The 16,869-nt window shown below is 71.7% G+C and carries 9 protein-coding genes; 2 read left to right on the top strand and 7 right to left on the bottom strand.

Features of this window, described 5'->3' with window-relative positions; all coding sequences use genetic code 11:
• Positions 1–4: 4 nt before the first annotated feature.
• Positions 5–5,578 carry a hypothetical protein gene (locus OWM54_RS03020; protein WP_267696571.1) on the bottom strand — a complete coding sequence of 1,858 codons (5,574 nt, stop codon included), beginning with the start codon at positions 5,576–5,578 and terminating at the stop codon, positions 5–7.
• A gap of 335 nt (positions 5,579–5,913) precedes the next feature.
• Here OWM54_RS03020 and OWM54_RS03025 point away from each other — a divergent pair, with 335 nt between their 5' ends.
• Positions 5,914–7,854, top strand: coding sequence for a serine protease (locus OWM54_RS03025; RefSeq protein WP_267696572.1), 1,941 nt, complete (start codon positions 5,914–5,916; stop codon positions 7,852–7,854).
• A gap of 97 nt (positions 7,855–7,951) precedes the next feature.
• On the opposite strand, the gene OWM54_RS03030 is transcribed toward OWM54_RS03025, so the two are convergent.
• Together OWM54_RS03030 and OWM54_RS03035 are read right to left on the bottom strand one after the other, a co-directional pair.
• The gene (locus OWM54_RS03030) at positions 7,952–9,346 is read right to left on the bottom strand and encodes an undecaprenyl-phosphate glucose phosphotransferase (protein WP_223750093.1); all 1,395 of its coding nucleotides are present in this window, start codon (positions 9,344–9,346) and stop codon (positions 7,952–7,954) included.
• A 218-nt stretch (positions 9,347–9,564) separates the two neighbouring features.
• On the bottom strand, positions 9,565–10,707 hold the full coding sequence (locus tag OWM54_RS03035; RefSeq protein ID WP_267696573.1) for a glycosyltransferase: 1,143 nt from the start codon (positions 10,705–10,707) through the stop codon (positions 9,565–9,567).
• 82 nt (positions 10,708–10,789) lie between these two features.
• Between OWM54_RS03035 and OWM54_RS03040 the strand changes: the two genes are divergently transcribed.
• Positions 10,790–11,905 carry a glycosyltransferase family 4 protein gene (locus OWM54_RS03040; protein WP_420715309.1) on the top strand — a complete coding sequence of 372 codons (1,116 nt, stop codon included), beginning with the start codon at positions 10,790–10,792 and terminating at the stop codon, positions 11,903–11,905.
• A gap of 162 nt (positions 11,906–12,067) precedes the next feature.
• Here the strand turns inward: OWM54_RS03040 and OWM54_RS03045 are convergent, their stop codons facing one another.
• From OWM54_RS03045 to purD, 4 genes are read right to left on the bottom strand one after another with little or no spacing between them, the layout of a single operon-like run.
• A complete protein-coding gene (locus OWM54_RS03045) occupies positions 12,068–13,372 on the bottom strand; it encodes an O-antigen ligase family protein (protein ID WP_324289040.1) in 1,305 nt (434 codons plus the stop codon).
• 13 nt (positions 13,373–13,385) lie between these two features.
• Positions 13,386–14,501, bottom strand: a complete 1,116-nt coding sequence (locus OWM54_RS03050) for an LptF/LptG family permease (RefSeq protein WP_223750096.1) — start codon at positions 14,499–14,501, stop codon at positions 13,386–13,388.
• Complete coding sequence (locus OWM54_RS03055; RefSeq protein WP_223750097.1) at positions 14,498–15,607, bottom strand: LptF/LptG family permease; 1,110 nt, start codon at positions 15,605–15,607, stop codon at positions 14,498–14,500. Before OWM54_RS03055 ends, OWM54_RS03050 begins: the two co-directional genes overlap by 4 nt.
• A complete protein-coding gene (purD, locus tag OWM54_RS03060; RefSeq protein ID WP_267696575.1) occupies positions 15,604–16,869 on the bottom strand; it encodes a phosphoribosylamine--glycine ligase in 1,266 nt (421 codons plus the stop codon). Before purD ends, OWM54_RS03055 begins: the two co-directional genes overlap by 4 nt.

Consider the following 16,869-nt stretch of genomic DNA (forward strand, 5'->3'; position numbering starts at 1 on the left):
TGGCTCAGTCCGCCCGGGTCGCGGGCAGCCGGTCGTAGACCTCCGAGGCCTTCGCGGACACTCGCGTCAGCTCGTCGAGCGTCGTGGTGGCCACCTGCGCGCCTCCCGAATCCGCGACGACGAACGCCACGGGACGCCCACGGGCGCGGATGGGGACGACGAGCAGGTGTGACGTGGGCCCACCGAGCGCGGCGAAGATGGCCTCGTCCTGGACGCAGGACGGAGCATCGAAGCTGCTGGGCCCCAGCTGGCCGAGCGCGGACACGAGCAGCGACGGGGCCTCCAGGTCCACCTTGAGCGAGGCCACCGCGGGGCTGTCACTCCCCGGCCCCCATGCATGGCCGACGCGCACGAGCCCGAAGCTCTCCCCGAGCAGGAAGGCTCGCTGGAATCGACCCGCGCAGTAGGCGATCAACACCTTGCCGAGCACGCCTTGTGAGCCGACGTCATCGAGCGCCGTGAGGACCTGGTCCGCGGAGACCCTGGGGCCGTCGGGGCTCGCGTCTGGAGTGGACTCGTCCGCGGCGGCCAGCAGCGTCGTCAGTGCCTCCGAGGGAGCACGGGCCTGGGGCTGCCAGGGCTGCTGGATGAAGTCCCAGGCGGAGGCGAGGGGAAGCTCCGTGGTGGCGCCCGCTGGCGCCGCCGGACGAGCGTTGCCCTCGAGGTCCACCGCGCGGTCCTCCCACGTGTTCTCCGCGGAGAGACCGATGGTTCCGTTGCCTTCGGCCCCCTGCCACCCGACGAACTCCCACGTGGACGCGAGCTGCATCGGCGCATCGTCCGCCGCTGGAAGTTCGTCCAACTCGATGGCCGCGCGGCGCAGCGGGACGGGCCTGGGGGGCGGCGCCGAGGGCGTGGGCTCCGCGTCGGGCACCTGGGGCTCGCGCAGGGCAATCACCTCGGCGCCCGAGTGGGGACTGGGTGACGGTGGAGCCACGGGAGCCGAAGCCACGGTCGCGGAGCCGGAGGACTCACCGTGGGATGCGAGCATCGTGCCCGCGGCCTCGAGGGTCAGGGTCTCCCCCACGTCGCCCTCGACGGGCACGGAGGACGACGCACCCGAGTCAATCGCGGAGGCTGGCGTGTCCTGGGCAACCGGGCTCGCGTCACCGAGCGTTGCCTTCATGAGCTTCCAGTGTTCGACCGACGGCGCTTCCGTGCTGTCGGATGCGGCGGCGCCCGAGTGCTCGGCCTCGGGGACCTCCGGTGACGACGGGACCTCGGAGTAAGGCTTCACCTCGGTTTCGTCGAGGTAGGCCACCGCGGAGGACGACTGGACCTCGGGAGCGCTCGACGTCTCCGCGTTGCGCGTCTCTGTCGCGTCGTTCGATAGCGCGGCGGTCTGGAGCGCTCGTGCAGCCGACCCGGTGGTCGATGTGAGAGGCACCTCAGGCGCTGCGCTGTCATCGGACTGCGCGGAGATGGAAGGGGCATCAACGCTCGGCTCGAGCGTGGAGACCTCGCTGGAAGACCGCGCGACGGTTTGGGACGACTCGTCGACAGCTCGGCGCTCTTCCGGCGTGGTCCTCGCCTCTCGCGCGGCAGGCTCCACATCCACGGAAGCCCCCGTGACCTTCGACTCCGGCTGCGCGACATCACCCCAGTCATCAAGCGGGCTCGCGTCCTGGCCGGTGATGCGGCCGTCCGCCCCGGAGACACCCTCCGCCAAGGGACGCGCGGAAGGCGCACGGTCGGAAGCCGCGGCGCTCGAATCGACCTCGACCGTCTGGAGCGAACTGCCCTGTGCTGTCTGCGATTCGACCGCGAACGGCGCGGAGGCAATCACCGAGGCGAGGGCCACGTCCGAAACCGTCTCGACATCAGCTGGTGCGGCCCCGTCCAGCGTCGGCACATCGGAGCCCGTGGTGGACGGCGCCACCACCGCGCCCTCCCCGACTTCTTCAGGAGTGGAGAGCCGAACCGCCTCGGCATCCTCGGACGACGATGCGGCTGCGTCCTTGTCCGCGGGAGCGACGTGTTCCTCCAGTTGGGCAGGGACCGGCACATCGGTCGTCGCAGCCGCGCCCTCTCCTTCGAGCGGGTGGGCCGCGCGCGACGTGGCACCGGCCTCATGCGATGAGGCGGGCTCGACCCCATCGACCTGCGCGTTATCACGTGCCTCGATGCGTTCGTCCGCCACACCGGGTTGCGCGAGGTGCGTCTGCGCTCCGCTCAACGGCTCGGGGTGCTTGGCGACGGTCTCGTGCGAGGCGACTTCGCCGCTCGGCGCAGGCTCAGTTCGAGCACCCGCGTCACCCTCACTCCACGGTGACCCGGAGACGTCGGACGTCGTGGCCTGCGGCGACTTCTCCGCGGCACGTTCCCCAGGAGGGAGCTCCTCCTCGGACACGTCCCCCCGTGTCGGGTCGCTCGCGGCTTCGACGTTCAGCGCTGGAGCCGAGCCCGCTGCCGTCGGAGGACTCGCTGCTGCGGCCGCATCGTCCAGCCCCTGCGTGTTCGACGACGCGAGCCCCGCCACTTGCGCAGGTCCATCGTCGAGAGCACCGAGCGCCGCTGGAGAGACGTCACGTGCGTCTGTCTCGCGAACCGACGAGACCTCGGAGGCATCCGCGGCCTTCGCCGGCCCATCGTCGAGAGCGCTGTGCCCCGCTTGAGGGACCCCAGGTGCTCCACCCTCACGAACCGCGGAGACCTCGGAGCCATCCGAGGCTTGCGCCTGACTGCCTTCGCGAGCGCTGAGCACCTCGCTGGAGACTTCGAGCGCGCCTCCATCGAGGACCGCTCCGGCCACGGAGGCATCCGGGCCCGAAGCGGACTGGCTGTCCTCCGTGGAGAGAATCTCCGGACCCGACTCAGACTCCACGCGCGCATCGAGCGCGCTCGGAGGAGCCTGCGAGACATCGCCGACCGAAGGCGTTGCGGGTCCGATGCTCGACGGAACGGAGCTGGCGGCGGCGTGCGGTGGCGCTCCTCTTGGCGCCATCCCCGGAGGTTGTGGCGCGGCGATTCCCTTCATGCCCGGAGGCGGCTGCTGCCCCATCGACGGACGCGGCGCTGCACCGCCCACGTCGGGAGTCATGCCGCCCATGGGCTGGGGCGGACGCACCGTTCCTGGAGGCGGTGGCGCTCCGGGTCCTCCGGACATCGAGGGAGGTCGTCCCCCTTGCATTCCGGGAGGCATCGCACCGTGCGGTGGTCCGGGGACCGTGGGGAAGCCCGTTCCCGAGGGAGGGCGCGCACCCGACATGCCTGGAGGCACGGGGCCTTGTGGGGCCCCCATGCTCGGCATGCCCGGGTTCGAAGGACGCGTCCCCACGACCCCCGGAGGCACCGGCCCCTGCGGTCCCGGACCGCCCGCTCCCAGCGGAGGACGAGGTCCCATCCCAGGAGGCACGGGCCCGGGCACCGTGGGAACTCCCGTACGCGACGGAGGCCGTGCCCCCGTCATCCCAGGAGGCACGGGCCCCGACGGAGGCCGAGCGTTCATCATCCCAGGAGGTGCGGAGCCAGGCCCCCCCATCGACCCCGGAGCAGGCGCGGCCCCAGGCATCGGCGGCGCCCCTGGTCCCGGAGGCGGCCCGCCCACGCCCTGCGCGGGTCTCGCCACCATTCCAGGCGGCAGCCCCTGACCTCCCGCTCCGGGTCCGCCCGGAACAGGAGGCCCTCCCTGAACGGAAGGCATGCCGCTGCTCGACGGAGGCCGGGCCCCCATCGTTCCAGGGGGCCCACCAGGTCCACCAGCGACAGGTCCACCTCCAGGCGCCCTGGGCGGGACAGCCCCCTGCACCGAGGGCACTCCACTGCTCGAGGGAGGACGCGCGCTTGGCATCCCAGGCGGCCCCACGGGGCCCGGTCCACCCGGCATCCCAGGAGGCACAGGGCCAGGAACCACGGCCATGCCCGCGCTCGACGGAGGTCTCGCTCCGCTCATCCCTGGAGGAACAGGTCCCTGCGCACCGGACACGACGGGAATCCCCACCCCCGACGGCCGGGCACTCGCGAGCCCCGGCGGGACAGCCCCTGGGCCCCCCGGCGCGCCGGTGTTCGGAGGAGGCCTTGCGCCTGGCGCGGCGGCCGGTCCCCATCCCGGTGACGCAGGCGGCTTCGCGCCTTGAGGCGCCGCGGACGGAGCCACCACCGGAGCGCCCAGGCCCGGCTGCGGCCGCGCTCCCGGTCCCGCCACGGGCCCCAAAGGCACCGCCCCCTGCGTCGCCACGGCCGGCTCGGCAATGCCACCCGCGGCAGCGGACGGCCGCGCCGCAGCCCCCATCCCCGAAGGAATCCCACCCTGCGGTCCCGAGGCAGCGGCCTCCACGACTCCACCGGGAGCAGACGGCGGTCGCGCGGCCATCGCCGGAGACACCGGCGCCTGCGGCTCCACGGGTGCGCCTCCGGCTCCAGGTCCACGAACCGGAGGCAGCCCCGCGCCACCAGGCCCCGCCGCCCGGGCCAACCCCGGAGGTTGGACCGGAGACCACTGCCCCGCGGACTGTCGCGACACCATGCCCGGCGGTTGAGCGGATTGTCCCCCCTGTCCCTCGGGGTTGCCGGCGAGCACCGGGCTCCTCGGGGCGGGAGTCTCCACCACCTCCTCCATCACCCCTTCGAGCACCTCCTCGGTGTCCACCACATCGAGCTCCTCGGTGGGCTCGATTTCCTCCGCCGCCTCGAACTCCTCCTCGGGTTCGATCTCCTCCGCCTCCTCAATCGGCGCGGGAGGAATCGCCGGAGGCAGCCGAGGCGGCTCCGCCGGCGCGAGCCGAGGCGGAGGCCCCGACGGCCGAGCCCCTCGCGCCGCGTCCACGGACGCCAACTGGGGCGGCCCCGGAGGCCGGGCCGACGCCGCGGGCCCCAGCACCGGTGGCCCGGACTTCGTCACCACCGCCGCGGGCGCCTCCGACGCATCCCCCAGCAGCCCCCCCGTTGGCGCCAGCACCGGGCTCGCTCCCGTCCACGGCGTCTCTTCCGTCGTCGCGTCGTCAGAGTCGTCACTCAGGAACTGCCCGGGCGCCAATCCACCGAACATCCCCTCCGTCCCCGGAGCGGCCCGCACGGGCGCGGGCGGGGGCGGAGACTCGGGCTGCTCCACCACCCCGCCCCGCGTCTGCACGGGCGGGGCCGCGGGACGAGGCGGCGGCGCCGGAGCCAACCGCCGGGCCGTCGCCATGCTCAACGAGCGCGACTCGCGCCGGATGCCATAGCGCTGGGCCTGGTAGTGGAACAGCCGCAGCTCGGGCGTGATGTGCGGGAGGATTCGCAGGCCCGTGATGAACCCCAGCGCGTCCGTGTGCTGGATTTCGAAGGGGCTCGCCATGGCCACCCTCAGCCGGCGCCCCTCCTGTCCCAGCGGGAAGGCCAGGTGCTTCTCCGCGAGCGCCGCCGGAAGCAACGTGAGCGTCGCGTCCGTGACGGCCTCGAAGTCGGCCTCCTGCGCCACCGGGTAGCGGGTCTGCTCCCCCAGCACCATCGCCAGGGTGTCGATGTCCAGCATCTCCAGCTCGACGAGGATGGAGCCCAGCCGCCCACCGTAGATGAGCTGTGCCTTCAGGGCTTCGTCGAGCTGCGCCTGCGAGAGGAGGCCCTTGCGGACCAGGATTGCTCCGAGCTTTTCGGCCATGCCCCCCGGAGTCTAGACGGCTTCGCCCCACACCGGACCGGCCCCCGTGCGCCCTCGCGTCATTTCGCCCAGGTCCGCGGGTACCTCGCACACAACCCGGCGGCAACAATCGCGCTCCGTGTGAAATCAGACGGGCGCCCAACCTGCCTGCCCTCCCCCCGAGACAGTGTCAGTTCCGCGTCCAGGACCCTTGCTCCCGGCAAACGCCGCCAGGCCCACATCCCATCGCCTTGTTGCAACCGGGTACTCAACTGCGAGTCGGGGTCCTACGTGACTGCCGCTATAACGGTGCGTGCAGCCCACGCTGCGAAGTCCCATCCCCTGCAGGAGAACCGATGAAACGATTCCAGCTCGCAGGTCTCGTCGCCGCGCTGTCGCTCAGCGCGCCGGCGGCGCTGGCCTCGGCGCCCGTGTGTGAGGCGACCGTGTCGCCCGCCTCCCAGCGCGCCACGAAGGTCGGCGAAGACGTGCACCGGCGTTTCGAGTCGGCCCATCCCTACGCCACCCCGGAGCTGCGCACACGAAGCGGTCCGCTCCACACCGACGTCATCACCCACCCGGGCGCCGCGTACATCGCCGCGCACTTCGAGCGGCTGGAACTCGCGGAAGGCGACTTCGTCGTGGTGCGCGCCCCGGACGGCTCGCGCTCCAAGCGCTACGACAACCGCCACCCGGGCGCGCGCGACGGCTTCTGGGCCCTGCACATCCCCGGCGACACGGCCATCATCGAGCTGCACAGCGCCGACCACCCCGGCCGCCAGGGCATCCTGAACCAGTACGGCTACAGCATCGACCGGTTCGCGCGCGGCTACACCAACCAGGAGATGGGCTTCACCTCCGAGCTGAACAAGGCCGTCTGTGGCGCGGACGACTCGCGCTGGGCGCCCTGTTACGCCGCCAGCGACCCCACCCTCTATGGCCGCGCCCGCCCCGTGGCGCGCCTGCTCATCGGCGGCTCCAGCGCGTGCACCGGTTGGCTCGTGGGCAGCCAGGGTCACGTCATGACGAACCAGCACTGCATCGCCACCGCGAGCGACGCGCAGAACACCGACTTCGAGTTCATGGCGGAGGGCGCCAGCTGCGCCACGAGCTGCGGCAGCTGGTTCGGCTGCCCCGGCCACGTCATCTCCGGCGGCACCCTGGTCCAGGCGGACGCGCCCCGTGACTACGCGCTGGTACGGCTGGCGGTGAATCCCACCAACAGCTTCGGCTACCTCCAGCTTCGCGGCTCGGGCGCGGTGGTGAACGAGCGCATCTACGTCCCGCAGCACCCCGCCGGGTACGGGAAGAAGATCGCCGTCGCCTCCACGGATTCGTCCGACGCGTCCGGCTTCGCGGAGATCTACAGCCTCAACGAGCCGGCCTGCCAGTCCGGCGGCCCCAACGACGTGGGCTACTTCGCGGACACGCAGGGCGGCTCCTCGGGCTCGCCCGTGATTGGCCACGGCGACCACCTGGTGGTGTCACTGCACCACTGCGCCAACTGCCCCAACCGCGGCGTGCCCATCCAGGCCGTCATCAGCCATCTGGGCGCGAACCTGCCCACGTGCGCCCTGCCCGCCGCCGGCTGCCCCAACTCCAACGGCGACGGCACGCCGCCCCCGGAGGAGCCGCCTCCGCCGGCCAACTCCTTCGTGTACACGGCCTCCAACACCAGCGACGCCCAGCAGAACACGACCAACAAGCGCATCGCCCTCACCGCCGGCCAGACGCTCACCGTGGCCACCTGCGGCCTGACGGGCGCGAAGACGTCCGGGGACACCTTCCTGCGCCTGCACAACCCGTCCGGCACCTCCGTGGCCGCCAACGACGACGCCTGCGGCGGACGGGGCTCCAGCATCACCCACACCGCCACCGCCACCGGCGAGTACGAGGTGCGCGCGGGCTGCTACGCGAGCGGGAGCTGCGGCGGCACCGTGGTGTGGGAGGTCTCCGGCGGAGGCAATCCCCCCACGCCCCCCACCTCCGGCACCTTCCAGTACAACGGGACGAACACCGACAGCGCCCAGCGCAACACCACCAACCGGGACGTCGTCGTCACCGCGGGCAAGACGCTCCTGGTCGCCACCTGCGGCCTGCCGAACACGTCCTTCAGCGGGGACACCTTCCTGCGCCTCTACGGCAACGGGGCGCAGGTCGCGGCGAACGATGACGCGTGCGGGGGCCGGGGCTCCAGCGTGAGCTACACCGCCACCGCCAACGGCACGGTCCAGATTCGCGCGGGCTGCTACACCAGCGGGACGTGCAGCGGCACGGTGGTCTGGAACCTCCAGTAGCGCGGGTTGGGCTCCACGGTGCGTCGGGCCCTCGGAATTCCACGGCCCGGCGCGGGCGGGGGCCTCGGATTTCCGAGGCCCGCTCGCCCTCCCGACGTCAGTAGGCGTTCTTCGAGAGGAAGCCGCCGAGCGCGGTGCGCACGAGGATCTTCAGGTCCATCAGGAGCGACCAGTTCTCGATGTAGTACAGGTCGTACTCGATGCGCTTCTCGATGCACGTCTGGCCGCGCAGGCCGTTGATCTGCGCCCAGCCGGTGATGCCCGCCTTCACCTTGTGCCGCAGGTGGTAGCGCGGAATCTGGCGCTTGAACTCCTCGATGAAGACGGGGCGCTCGGGGCGAGGGCCCACGAGGCTCATGTCCCCCGTCAGCACGTTGAAGAACTGCGGCAGCTCATCCAGCGAGTACTTGCGCAGGAACGTGCCGATGACGGTGCGGCGCGGGTCGTCCTTGCGCGCCATCATCGCCCCGGAGTGCTCGGCGTCCACGCGCATGGTGCGGAACTTGAGGATGGAGAAGGTGCGCCCGTCCATCCCCATGCGCTCCTGGCGATAGAGCACCGGCCCGCGGCTGGTCAGCCGCACGGCGATCGCGGTGGCCAGGATGAGCGGCGAGGTGGCGAGGATGGCCAGGAGCGAGAAGAGGATGTCGAACGCCCGCTTGGCCACCCGGCTCCAGCCCTCCATCGGGTCGCCCTGCAGCCGGATGATGGGCAGGCCGCCGAACTCCTCCAGGCCGCCATACAGGGTGATGTACTGGTAGAGGTCCGGGACGACGCGGACGTCCACGGTGCGCAGCGCCAGCTGCTCCATGAGCTGCTTGACGTGGGCCTGCTCCTGCAGCGGCAGCGCGAGGATGACCTGGTCCACCGGGTGCGCGTCCAGCACGCGCTCCACGTCGCCCACGTGGCCAATCACGCGCACGCCGTTGACGTACTGGCCCACCTTCTCCGGCCGCAGCGACAGAAGGCCCGTCACCCGGAAGCCCAGCTCCTTGTGGACCTCCACCGTCTCCACCACGCGCTGCCCCAGCTCCCCCGCGCCGATGACGAGGATGGACTTCAGGTTGTGGCCCCGCCGGCGCACCTCGCTGAGCACGTAGCGGAACGCCAGCCGGCTGCACGTGACCAGCACGAAGGCGTAGACGACGAAGATGACCAGCGTCAGGCGCGAGTAGCGCTCGCGCACGAAGTAGGTCACCGCCACCAGGATGAGCGTCGCGGTGATGGTGGACTTGAAGACCTCGAACACCTCACCGGTGTTCGTCCGGGAGCGGATGGCCGCGTACAGCCGCGACTGCTTGAAGGTCACCGGGAAGATGACCAGCAGCATCAGCAGGAAGACGAACGAGTCCTCCCAGGGAGGGATGCCCTCCGTGACGGGGACGATGCCCGAGAACCGCGTGGCGTACGCCAAGGCGAACGCCAGCGCGAGCATCACCATGTCCGCGACAACCTTGATGGACGTGTAGAAGCGCTGGAGACGACTGAACACGCCTGGACTCCTGTAACCTGGTCAACGGGGCGCCACCCCACTGCAAGACTCGCACCCTGGTCCGACGAGCACGCGCCCTGCCCGACTCCCTCTGACGAGACGGCCTCCTAACACGGAAAAACGCGTGAAACCAATGGGTTACCTCCACCCCGGCTGGACAATGGTGGGCAGAGGACACAGCCCGTCGATGAAAGACGGAGGTGGGGATGACAGCCGCGTCACACCGCCGTGGCGCGGGTTGTGGATTTCGTCGACAGGCTGAGGAGCGACTCCACTTCGCGGAGCATCGCCTGCTGGAAGGAGGCGCGGCTGAAGCGCTCGGCCTGCGAGCGGGCCTCTCGGGGACTGAAGCTCGCTTCCCAGGAATCGAAGCGGCGGACGGCCTCCGACAACGACGCGGGTGTCTGTTCTGAAAAGAACAGTCCGGTGCGGCTGTTCACCGTCTCCAACGCGCCGCCCTTGGCGAAGGCGATGACGGGGCGGCCGGTGGCCTGGGCCTCCAGCGGGGTGATGCCGAAGTCCTCCTCGGGCGTGAAGATGAGGGCGCGGGCGTCCCGGTACAAGGACGGCAGGGCGTCATCGGAGACGTTGCCCAGGAAGCGGATGTTCGGCGGCGGAGCGCCGGAGGTGAGCCGCGCGGCCTCCTGGCCGGTGCCGACCACCCAGAGGGGAACGCCCAGCTCGCGGAAGGCCTCGAGCGCGATGTCCAGCCGCTTGTAGGGCGCGAAGGCGCCGAGCCACAGGAAGTATCCGCCGCGTCCCCCGCCCTCCAGCGGCGACCGGGTGAAGCGCTCCAGGTCCACCGGGGGATGCACGACGGTGGCCTCGCGCCCCCAGAAGCGCTGGAGCTTGCCGGCGACGTGGTGGCTGTTGGCCACGAAGCGGTCCACGCGCGCCGCCGAGGCGCGGTCCCAGCGCCGCAGCCAGGGCCGCACCGCGTGCGCCGCCGCGCGCACGGGCAGCCGGGCGCGGCCGGGGCCGAAGTAGTCGTCGAACAAATCCCACATGTACCGCATGGGCGCGTGCACGTAGCTCAGGTGCGGCACCCCCGCGGGCGCGCGCAGGCCCTTGGCCACGCAGTGGCTGGAGGACAGCACCAGGTCGTAGTGCCCCTGGAGGCGCAGCGACTCGATGGCCCGGGGCATCAGGGGCAGCAGGTGCCGGTAGCGGCCGTGGACGCCGGGGATGTGCTGGAGGAACGAGGTGAAGATGCGCCGGGACTCGATGGCGGGGGACTGGGTGCCCGGCTGGTGGATGAGGGTGTAGATGTCCGCGTCGGGCAGTGCTTCGCAGAGCGCGTCGAGCACGCGCTCTCCCCCGCGGTGGGTGACCAACCAATCGTGGACCAGGGCGACCTTCACGAGGGCGGCTTCTAGCACCCCCCATGCCGTGCACGGCCAGCAACATGAAGCAGGTGGCTGCCTGCCCCCACGAGGGCCGCGCGTGTGGTACGCGGGAAGCGTGGCTCAAGTCCTCCTCGACCTGCGCATGGTGCGCGGCCGGCTGCATGGAATCGCTCGCTACGCGCTGGAGCTGGCGCGACGTGTGCCGCTCCTCGCGCCGGACCTGCGCTTCTCCGCGCTGGTGCCACCCGAGGGGCTCCCCTCGGACCTGGGGGTGCTCGCGCCCCGGATCCCGCTGCACCGCTCGCTCGCGGGCTTCCTCTCGCCGGTGGAGCAGGCCGCGCTGGCGGCGGAGCTGACGAAGCTGTCACCGGACGTCTTCCACGCCACGTCGTTCTCGCTGCCGCTGTTCTGGCGCGGTCCGCTGGTCGCCACGCTGCATGATGCCAACCACGTCGCGCTCGCCCGCGAGTACACGCCGGCGCAGGCGCTCTACTACCGGCTGGTGGTGGGTCCTCGCGCGAGGCGGGCCTCGGCGCTGGTGACGGTGTCCGAGTTCTCCCGGGAGGAGCTGGCGCGGCACCTGGGGCTGTCGCCCTATCGGCTGCAGGTGATCCACAACGGCGTGGACCCGAGCTTCCAGCCGCCGTCCCCGGTGGAGGCCCGCGCGTTCCGCGAGCGGCACGAGCTGCCCGCGCGCTACGTGGCCGCGGTGGGCAACGCGAAGCGGTTCAAGAACCTGGAGCTGCTGCGCCACTTCGCCGCGGACCTGCCGGTGCCCATCGTCCTGCTGGCCGGCAAGGGCGCGGTGGCGCACGAGCTGGGGCTGCACGAGAACGTCCTGGACCTCGAGGAGCTGCCCGAGTCTCAGATGCCGCTGTTCTATGGCGCCGCGGCGGCGCTGCTGTTGCCCTCGAAGTACGAGGGCTTCGGGCTGCCCGCGCTCGAGGCGATGGCGACCGGGTGCCCGGTGCTCGCGGCGGACGCGACGGCGCTGCCCGAGGTGGTGGGGGGCGCCGCGTTGAGGCTGCCTCCGGATGACCCGCACGCCTGGCGCGAGGCGACGCTGCGAGTCCTGCGCGACGATGCGCTGCGCGCGGAGTTGATGGAGCTGGGACGCGAGCGCGCCGCGCGCTTCACCTGGGACGAGTGTGCTCGGCGCACCGTCGCCGTGTACCGGCGTGTCCTCGAGAACCGCGCGCCCTCCGCCACCTGAGGAGTCGACCGACGTCACGCCTGCACGTCGCATCCCGCGGGCGGCGACACCTGTTCCTCACGCGGCCTCGAAGCAATTCATGGCGCGAGCCATGGAAAAGCCCTGACACGCGACGACGCGCCAGGCCGAGGCAGGGCGGCGACACGCAACGCCGCTCGGACCTCACTCGCGCGCGGCGGGCGCCGGCGCGGCGGGCCGACGTGGCGCCGCGCCGCGAAGCACCCCGCTCCCCTCGCACAGCCCCAGTCCCCACACGAGCGCGAACGACAGGTGCACGCTGGAGTGGAACGGCAGGTAGTGCACGAGCGCGAGGATGTGGAAGCCCACGAACGAGAGCAGCGCGCCGGTGGCCGCGATCGACCCCGCGCGGTGTCGACGGATGAGCGCCCAGCCCAACAGGCCGTGCACCGTGAGCATCAACACCAGCCCCACCAGCCCCGTCTCGGCCCACACCGTGAGCCAGAGGTTGTGCGAGTCCGTGGCCAGCAGGTCCGTGATGCCCGACTCGTCCTGCCGCGCGAGCACCGCCGCCTTGTGGTTGCCGAAGCCCACGCCCACCCAGGGGTGGTCCTGGACGAGGCTCCAACCCACCGTCATCGCCAGCTCGCGCTCGCCGCCGTAGATGTTGTCCGCCGCCTTCCCCAGGCGCGCGCGCCACGCGGGAGACGCAAGCACGACGACAATCAATCCGGCGATGAGACCCAGCCCCACCCTGCGCGCCAGGCCGCTCACGAGCAGCAGCAGCGCCACCACGCTCACCATCAACGCCGCGCCGAGCGCCGCGCGCGCGAACGCGTTGTAGATGGACACCAACATGCCCAGCACCACCACGCCCGCCATCAGCCGACGGCGCGCGACCTCGGAGCCTCCGAGGATGGCCAGCGCGGGCCCCAGCGCGGCGATGGCGCCGTGCGCGAAGCGCAACCGGTGGAAGAAGATACCGCCCGCCGCGTAGCGCGGTGAGGCCTCCGTGCCGAAGTTCTCGTGCAGCCGGGCCAGGTTCAGCTTCAGGAACGCGGGGGGCTCCCAGGGCCAGCGCACGCGGTTCTGGAAGACGCCCAGGCCCGCCGCGAACAACCACCCGCCCAACACCGTCCCGGCAAGCGCCAACCAGGGCACCCCCACCGAGCCCACGCACGCCACCGCCGCGCCCGCCACCGCGTCGAGCACCTGCCCGTAGCGGGAGCTCCGCGGCCACGCCGCCGCCGCGCCCGTCATGAGCGCGAGCGCGGGCGACACCACCTGCCACGCGCACAAGGCCACGCTCGCCAGGACATACGCGCGCACGTCCCTGGCGAGCACGAGCCTCCGCTTCGCCAACAGCACCAGCGAGAGCAGCACCGCGGCGGACGCGGCCACCTGCAGCACGACCTCCGCCAGCACGAGTCCCACGGCCCAGGCGAGCAGCACTCCGGCCACGACGCGACGAAGAAGAATCTCCAGCCGGGGCTGGGAGGGTTGGTCCATGAGGGGGTTCACGCTATCTCACGGCGAGCCAACGACGGGGCACGTGAAGAAACCCCTCCCGACGGAGCCAGAGCGCGGCGGCCACCAGCACGAGGATGACGGGGGGTGTCCACGCCGCCACCGGGGGTGACAGGCGCTCCGTCAGCACCAACGTGCGGCACACCATCATCAGGCCCCACATGCCCACCGCCACGAGCAGGCCCTCGACGATGGCGGCGGTGAGGTGGCCCTTGCGGCTGTTTCGCAGCGCCAGCCCCACCCCCAGCAGCGCGGCCGGCAGCGCCGCCAGCGGATAGGCGAAGCGGTTGTGCAGCGCGAGCTCGAACTGCTTGGTGGCGAGCCCCACCTCGCGCCGCGCGACGATCTGCTCGCGCAGCTCCCGCACGCGCATCTGCTCCGGACGGCCCGGGCGGATGCGGAAGGCCGAGGCGGCGATGCCCAGCTCGTACTCCGCGCTCTCCAGGCTCTTCACCGCCGTGTCCTGCTCCCCGCTGAACGTGCGCTCCACCACGCCCGTCAGTCGCCAGCGGTTGCCGTCCAGCCACTCCATGCGCGCCGCGTCCAGTCGGCTTCGCAGCTCGAACTCGCGCGACAGGGTGAAGATGGACACATCCTGGAAGCCCTCCTGCGCGCTGCCCGCGCGGAGGAAGAAGATGCGGTCCCCTCGGCGGAACCACTGCTTCGGCGTGTAGTAGAAGCGCCAGTCCCCCCAGCGGTTGAAGCGCTGGGTGGTGATTTCGTCCACGCGGCGCCCGGCGTGCGTCGCCACGACCTCGTCGAAGACCACCAGGCCCGAGCAGGCCAACAGGCCGAACGCCAGCACCGGCATGTACAGCGCGGAGGGGCCGAAGGTCAGCGCGCGGATGGCCGTCACCTCCCCCTGCTTGCGCAGCGCGGACACCGTGGTGCCCGCGGCCAACAGCAGCGCGGCCGGCCCCAGCTGCTGGACGGCCATCAGCGCCTTGTAGCCGTAGAGCTTCGCCGCGTCCGTCACCCAGCCCGGGCCCGTGTACGTCTTCGCCCGGTCCACGAAGTCCACCACCACGAACACGAGCACCAGGCCGCCGAGGATTCCCAGCGCGAAGCGCACGTACGTCCGCAGCACATAGCCGAAGAGCGTCAGTCTCACCGGACCGTCCCCGAGCGGCTCACCCGATACAGGGCCACCGCCCCCACCACCATGAACACGACGTTGGCCAGCTGTCCCGCGAGCGCCGCCGGCAGCTTGCCCTGCTGTCCCAGCTGCTCGAAGGCCCGGCTGAGCAGGTAGTACAGGACGTAGCCACCCAGCGTCAGCAGGTAGCCCCACGCGCGGCCCGCCTGTCGCCGACCGATGGCCAGCGGCGTGCCCAGCAGCGCGAACGCGATGGGCGCCAGCGCGCCCCCCAATCGGCTGTGCAGCGCCATCCGGAAGCCTCGCGCGTCGCCGCCCTGCGCCTCCGCCTCGCTCGCCGCCTGCATCAACTCCACCGGCGTCAGCTCCTCCTTCGCGGAGGTGAAGCGGCCCCGCTTGCCCATGGACGCACCCACGCCCACGCTGATCTCCGCGCCATCGAAGTGGATGACGCTGTAGTCCTCGCTCGCGCGCCCGGAGCGGTGCACCTCGCCGTCCTCCAGCGCGAAGCGCAGCACCTCGCCGCTGTTGGACGTGCCCACCTGTCCGCGATGCGCCAGCACGAGCAGGGGCGAGCTCGCCTCGCGGTCATCGTGCAGCAGCACGTTCGTCCACTTGCCGTCCGCGGACACCTTCTCCGCGTACAGCGTCAGGTCACTCAGGTCCTCGTAGAAGGTCCCCGACTTCACGTCGCCCACGACGTTCTTGCGGATGACCTCGCTCACCAGCTCCTTCACGCCGGTGAGCCCCCACGGCTGCGCGGTGGAGGTGATGAGCAGCATGAGCGCGCTGAGCGCCACCGCGATGCCCATGGGCGCCGCGAGCAGCCGCGAGGGCCCCACGCCCAACGCCTGGAGCGCCGTCAGCTCGCGGTCCTCGCCCAGCCGCCCCAGCCCCAGCAGGATGGCCAGCAGGAAGGCGATGGGCAGCGCCATCATCAGGAAGTGCGGCGTCAGGTACGCCACCAGCCGGCCCAGGTCCGTCAGCGTCACGGACGAACCCAAGAGCACGTCCGTGCCCCGCAGGAACTGCATCACGAAGAGCAGCAGGAACATGAAGGCCACCCAGACACCGAGCGGCACCAGCAGCTCCTTGAGCAGATAACGCGAGATGCGCGTCACGGCGTCGCCTTCAGCCCCTTCGCGCCGATATCACGACGGAAGTGCATGCCCTCGAAGCGGACCGCCTCCACCGCCGCGTAGGCGCGCTCCCGCGCCCGCGCCAGGTCCTCGCCCCGGGCGCACACCGTCAGCACGCGTCCGCCACTGGTCACCAGCGCCCCACCCCGCTCCTCCGCGCCCGCGATGAACACCAACGCGTCCGCCGGCACCGCGTCCACCCCGTCGATGCGCTGCCCCTTGCGCGGGGACTCGGGATAACCCTCCGCCGCCACCACCACGCCCACCGAAGCGCCGGACGCGGCCACCAGCGGCCTCGACTCCAGCTGCCCCCGCGCGCACGCATCCACCAGCGGCAGCAGGTCCTCCCCCAGCTGCATCATCAACACCTGCGTCTCCGGGTCTCCGAAGCGCGCGTTGAACTCCAGCACCTTGGGGCCGCTCCGCGTGAGCATCAGCCCCGCGTACAGCACGCCCCGGAACGCAAGCCCGCGCCGACGCAGCACCGCCAGCGTGGGCGCGATGACGCTCTCGCCCACCTCCGCCAGCTGCCGCGCGTCCAGGAAGGGCGCCGGGCTGTAGGCCCCCATGCCGCCCGTGTTCGGACCGGTGTCGCCATCCCCCACGCGCTTGTGGTCCTGTGACAGGGGCAGCATCACGTAGCGCTCGCCGTCGCAGAGCGCCATGGCGGAGACCTCCTCGCCCTCGAGCAGCTCCTCCAGCACCATGCGCTGACCCGACGAGCCCAGGGCCGCCACGGCCCGCACCGCCTCGCGCGCGGCCTCCACGTCATGCGCGACGATGACGCCCTTGCCCGCGGCCAGCCCGTCCGCCTTGACGACGATGCGGCCCTGCGCCACCGCGTAGGCCTCCGCCTCCGCCGCGTCCGTGAAGGTCCGGAAGGCCGCCGTGGGCACGCCCGCCTCGGCCATGATCTCCTTGGCGAAGGCCTTGGAGCCCTCGATGAGCGCGGCGCCCGCCACCGGTCCGAAGCAGGCGATGCCCGCCTTCGCCAGCGCGTCCGCCACCCCCGCCACCAGCGGCGCCTCCGGCCCCACCACCACCAGGTCCACCGACTCGCGCTTCGCCAGCGCCACCACCTCGTCCGGCGAGTCCGCCTTCACCGGCACGTTCGTGGCCAGCTTCGCGGTGCCCGGGTTGCCCGGGGCACACCACAGCCGCGTCAGGCGCGGGCTCTGCGACAGCTTCCACGCCAGCGCGTGCTCACGGCCTCCGGAACCCAGCAACAGGACCTTCACATCCAC

It is taken from the genome of Myxococcus sp. MISCRS1 (assembly GCF_026626605.1).
Lineage (GTDB): Bacteria > Myxococcota > Myxococcia > Myxococcales > Myxococcaceae > Myxococcus > Myxococcus fulvus.

What these genes read in the sequence shown, in the direction of transcription:
- OWM54_RS03020 (WP_267696571.1), bottom strand. Translation starts at nt 5,578, where the DNA reads ATGGCCGAAAAGCTCGGAGCAATCCTGGTCCGCAAGGGCCTCCTCTCG.
- OWM54_RS03045 (WP_324289040.1), bottom strand. Translation starts at nt 13,372, where the DNA reads ATGGACCAACCCTCCCAGCCCCGGCTGGAGATTCTTCTTCGTCGCGTC.
- OWM54_RS03025 (WP_267696572.1), top strand. Translation starts at nt 5,914, where the DNA reads ATGAAACGATTCCAGCTCGCAGGTCTCGTCGCCGCGCTGTCGCTCAGC.